This window comes from Candidatus Aminicenantes bacterium, from assembly GCA_011049425.1.
Classification (GTDB): Bacteria; Acidobacteriota; Aminicenantia; order UBA2199; family UBA2199; genus UBA876.
In genome coordinates, this window is the sequence record DSBM01000120.1 from 1 (window position 1) to 5,072 (window position 5,072).

At 55.7% G+C, this 5,072-nt stretch carries 5 protein-coding genes; 1 reads left to right on the forward strand and 4 read right to left on the reverse strand.

The features are described 5' to 3' along the window. A partial coding sequence (gene citF, locus ENN40_08240) for a citrate lyase subunit alpha (protein HDP95333.1) occupies nucleotides 1–1,486 on the forward strand: 1,486 nt, incomplete at its 5' end. Between the two features lie 312 nt (nucleotides 1,487–1,798). Here the strand turns inward: citF and ENN40_08245 are convergent. Genes ENN40_08245 through lepB form a run of 4 tightly spaced genes read right to left on the reverse strand, consistent with a single transcriptional unit; the run spans nucleotide 1,799 to nucleotide 4,864 of the window. Continuing rightward, complete coding sequence (locus ENN40_08245) at nucleotides 1,799–2,284, reverse strand: rubrerythrin (GenBank protein HDP95334.1); 486 nt, start codon at nucleotides 2,282–2,284, stop codon at nucleotides 1,799–1,801. Nucleotides 2,285–2,339: 55 nt separating this feature from the next. Further along, nucleotides 2,340–3,011, reverse strand: coding sequence for a TrkA family potassium uptake protein (locus ENN40_08250; GenBank protein ID HDP95335.1), 672 nt, complete (start codon nucleotides 3,009–3,011; stop codon nucleotides 2,340–2,342). Between the two features lie 15 nt (nucleotides 3,012–3,026). Then, nucleotides 3,027–4,346, reverse strand: coding sequence for a hypothetical protein (locus ENN40_08255; protein ID HDP95336.1), 1,320 nt, complete (start codon nucleotides 4,344–4,346; stop codon nucleotides 3,027–3,029). Beyond that, a complete protein-coding gene (gene lepB / locus ENN40_08260) occupies nucleotides 4,343–4,864 on the reverse strand; it encodes a signal peptidase I (GenBank protein HDP95337.1) in 522 nt (173 codons plus the stop codon). The genes ENN40_08255 and lepB overlap by 4 nt, the downstream gene beginning before the upstream one ends. Between the last annotated feature and the right edge of the window lie 208 nt (nucleotides 4,865–5,072).

Consider the following 5,072-nt stretch of genomic DNA (forward strand, 5'->3'; position numbering starts at 1 on the left):
CTATCAGGGTGTAGGCAAATTCCGCCCCACCGGTAACAAAGCCGCCCCCCCCCTCAGGACGTGCGCCGATTATCCTGATTCAGGCGACAAGCGCGTGGCGGATATCAAAACCGCCCTGGAACGTTGCGGTGTCCGGGACGGCATGACCATCTCCACCCACCACCACCTGCGAAACGGCGACTACGTGGCCAACATGGCCTTTGATGCCGCGGCTGAACTGGGAGTCAAGGACCTGCGCTGGTTCCCCAGTGCCTCCTTTCCCGTGCACGCCCCGAATATCCGTCACCTGGAGTCCGGTTTGATCCACCATATCGAGGGCAGCATGAACGGTCCCCTGGGTGACTATTGTTCCCAGGGGAAAATGCGGGGTACGGCCGTGTTGCGTTCTCACGGCGGGCGCTGGCAAGCCATCCAGGACGGCGAGGTGCATATCGATATCGCCGTGATTTCCGCGCCCACGGCTGATGCTTTCGGTAATGCCAACGGGTTGCGGGGCCCGGCGGCTTGCGGCTTGCTGGGGTTCGCCCTGGCGGATTCACGCTATGCCGATCGCGTGATCGTGGTTACGGACCATCTGGAGCCATTCCCGTGTATTCCCTGGCAGATCCAGGGCAACGACGTGGACTTCGTGGTGGAAGTGGACAGCATCGGTGATCCGCAAAAGATCATCTCCGGAACCACCCAGCTGACCCGCAGCCCCGACCGGCTGCATATTGCGGAGATGGCGTTGCGGTTTGTCACCGCGGCGGGGCTGGTGAAAGACAATTTTTCTTTCCAGGCCGGCGCCGGCGGTACCAGCCTGGCCTTTGCCATCTTTTTGCGGGACTTCATGCGCGAACACAACGTTCACGCCCGTTTCATGCGCGGCGGTTCCACCCGCTATATGACGGAAATGCTGGAGGAAGGACTGGTGGATTTCCTTTTGGACGGTCAGACATTCGACCTGGAGGGGGTGCGCTCCATGCGTGAAAACCCGGCCCACCAGGATACCAGTCCATTCACCTCCTACAACTTTCACGGCAAGGGAAATTTCGCTTCCATGCTGGATATCGTGATCCTGGGTGCCACCGAGGTGGACCTGGATTTCAACGCCAACGTAGTGACCCATTCAGACGGCAAGCTGCTCCACGGCATCGGCGGTTGGCAGAACTGTCTGCTCGGAAAAACGGTTATTCTGCCTATCCCGCTTTTCCGCGATCGCATACCCGTGGTGGTGGACCGGGTGACCACACTTTGCGGGCCCGGCGAACTGATCGACGTGGTGGTAACGGAGCGCGGTATCGCCGTCAACCCCCGGCGTAGCGACCTGCTGAGCGCGGTCCGGGGTGCGGGTCTGCCCCTGCGTACCATTCAGGAATTGAAGGAGGAGGCGGAGCGGGTCTGCGGCGGTCCCCCGGCCAAGCCGAAGCTGCTGGACAAGACCATCGCGGTTATCAAATGGGTGGATGGTACCCTCATCGACGCGGTAAAGCAGGTAAAAACATAAAGTTGAAAAGTTGAAAAGTTGAAAAAAGGTGACAGGTATCAGGTGACAGGGGGCAGGGAGTCAGTTGAAAGTCGAAAGTAAAAAACCGCATCCGAGGGTCGACTTTTTTTTGTTTGGATCATTTGGATTTTGCTAATTTGAATATGTTTGGGATTTGGAATTTGGGATTTCGGATTTCAGTCCCCAATGACGCTTGCGAAGCAAGCTGATGATACGAGCGCAGCGAGTAAATGACAAGCACTCCCGGTTACCCAATAACCAGATCGATTTCCCTCTTCAACTCTCCAACTTTCCAACTTTTCAACTTTTTTTTCAGTACTCTTCTAAGTGATTGAACTCGGCGTCCTCCACCCATCTTTGGGGGCGGTGAAGAAATTCGATCATGTTCTCGATCAGGAAGCGGTGGCGGCGTTCTTCATCCGCCAGGCGGTGCAACAGTTCGGAGTTTTCGGGGTCATTGGCGGCGCCGGCCTGTTCGCGGTAGAATTGCTCCGCCTGGTTTTCCTTGGCCAGCGCCTTGCGGTACAATTCGATTTCATCGGAATCGTAGCAAAGATCAGCCGAGATGTTTTTCAAGGCGGAGAAGCGGTTCTTTGCTCTTGGCAGTATCTCGGTTTCCGGCATTTCCGGGTGACTGCCGTCGCGCATGGCGCTGACCACGTGAAAGTGCTTGACTTCGTCGTCCGCCAACATGTTCAGGATCTGTTTCAGCCCGGGCTGGTCACAGCGTTCGGCCAGATCGCGGTAGTATTGTTCACTTTCCTTTTCGAATTCCAGGGCCACTGCAAAAATATCCATGCCTCCTCCTGGACTGATTTTAGCGGGTCACGAGCGGTTTTTCAAATCCATAGGATCAACGGGAGTTGTTCAAGCGTTTGTGCAGTTTTGAAATATCGCCCTCGGTTCCGAAAACCAGCAGGATATCGCTCTCCTTGACCACGAAATCAGCCCCGGGATTGATATGGGTTTCCTCGGGAATCAGGGACTTGATGGCGATCACCGTGACGTTGTACTTCTTGCGCAGGTGGATTTCCGCCAGGGTTTTGCCCACAAAGGAGTCCGGGGGGGCGATCTCCTGGATCATGAAACCCGATTCAATGGGCAGGTAGTCCAAAAGGTTGTCAAAACGCAGGCGTGAGCCGATCTTGCGGGCCACATCCCGTTCCGGATACGAAACTTCGGTGGCGCCCACCAGGGTGAGAATTTTTTCGTGGTCTTCCGACAACGCCTTGGCGATGATTTTGCGGGCGCCGAGTTCCTTGAGCAGGTGAACGGCGATAATGCTGGGTTCGAGGCTTGGCCCCATGGAGACCACCACGCAATCCATTTCCTTGATGCCGATCGATTCCAGGTTCTCCCGGTTCGTGCCGTCCATGGTGATGGGGCGGGTGACCAGGTCCTTGATCTGGTTGACCTTGCGTTCATCTTCGTCGATGGCGATCACTTCAACATCGGAATGTTTGGCCAGTGTGAGAGCGAGGTTGATGCCGAAACTGCTCAGGCCGATGATGGCGAATTTCTTCATAGAATCTCTCCTGTATCAACCGATCATGATGTTTTCTTCCGGGTATTGGAATACCGCCTTGGGTTGGGTGCCGCTCAAAGCGATCAGCAGGGTCAGGGGGCCGATCCGGCCGATGAACATGGTGAACATGATAACGATCTTGGAAGCCAGAGTCAGATCGGTGGTAATCCCCATGCTCAATCCCACGGTTCCAAACGCGGATACCGTTTCAAACAACAACTTTAAAAAGGGGATTTCAGGCTGAAACGTGGCCAGTAAGAGAAAACCGATCCCCACAACGCCCATTGACAAAACGATCACCATAAAGGCTTTCTCGATGTTATTGAAGGGGATATTGCGATAATACAGACTGGCACGGTCGCGACCGCGGATATGGGAACGCATGTAGGCGAAAACCATGCCCACGCTGGTGGTCTTGACTCCGCCACCGGTGGAACCGGGTGAAGCGCCGATGAACATGAGCATGATGATCATGAAAAGCGCCGCAGGCGACAGGATGTTCAGGTTAATGGTATTGAACCCGGCCGTACGCGCGGTAACGGACTGGAACAGGGAAGACAGCAGACGGGATGCGGCTGAAAGCGGATTTTCCGGGTGGTGAAGCTCTTCCAGCCAGATAATCAGGAAACCCGCCAGGATAAGAACGGCGCTTACGATAAGGGCCACTTTGGAATGGAGGCTGATGCGCGAAGACGCCCTGTCCCGGCGCAGGATCCAGCCGTAGATATCGTTCAGGACAATAAAGCCGATACCGCCCGCGATGATGAGGACCATGAAGGTGACATTGATCCCCGGATTGGCGGTGAAGTTCTCCAGGCTGTTGGAGAACAGGGAAAATCCGGCGTTGCAGAAAGCGGAAACCGCGTGGAATAACGAACTGAAAAGGCGTTGGGGTCCGTCCAGATGGTGAAATTGGAAATAGAGTACCACGGCGCCCACGGTTTCCAGAATCAGGGTAAAAAGAAAAATGCGCTTGACAATACCGCGGATATTGCGTGCGGATCCGGTGGTAAAATCAGAGACAATCAGGGTTTGGTCCGTAAAGGAGATGGTGCGTCCCAGCAGCAGGATGATGAGGGTGGAGAAACTCATGAAACCCAGGCCACCCAACTGGATGAGCAGCAGGATTACGGCTTGTCCGAAAGGGGTGAGGTCTTTGGCCGTGTCCCGCACGATGAGTCCCGTGACCGTGACCGCGGATGTGGCGGTAAAGAGCGCGTCTTCCAGGGGCAATGACTGGGCATGCGTGGATATGGGCAGGCGCAGCAGCAGGGTGCCGACCATGATGACGCACACGAAACTGGAAACAATGACAAAGGCGACATTGCGATTCATCTGGGGATTCCGATGCGGGAAAACGGCCAGTAGCTGAGCACGACTTTTCCCAGGATGCGGGTAACGGGAACGGGACCGAACGTACGCGAATCATGGCTGTGGTTCAGATTGTCTCCCAGGACAAACACATGCCGGCGCGGAATGGTGATATTCATGAACGGGGTGCAGGATCCTGCCGTCCAGGTTGAGATCCGTTTCTTGTTGACAAAAATTCCATGATTGCTGATGGAGAAGCGGTCACCCGGCAGGGCCGCTACACGTTTGACCAGGTAGGTGGTGGGACAATGCGGATGGTTGAATACAACCAGGTCCGAGCGTCGCAAATCCCACCGCGCAAGCAGGGGGCTGATAATCAGGCGTTGGTGGGGAGCCAGTGAGGGAACCATGGAGATGCCTTCCACGCGCACCGGCGAGGCCACCAGGTTGAACAGCAACATGCTGGAAAGCGCGGCTATGCCGATGCCTGCCAAAGCGGGGCGGATGACGGGATACATGGAATGGAACCACATCGGCCTCATTCTATGCCAACATCGCCGGGGGTGTCAAGGCAGTCCCCGCCTTGCGGCGGGGACTGAGTTGGAGAGTTGGAGAGGGAAATCAAATTGGTCATTGGGTAACCGGGAGTGCTTGTCATTTACTCGCTACGCTCGTGTCATCAGCTTGCTTCGCAAGCGTCATTGGGGAATGAAACCCGAAACCCCAAATTCTAAATCCCAAACAAATTCA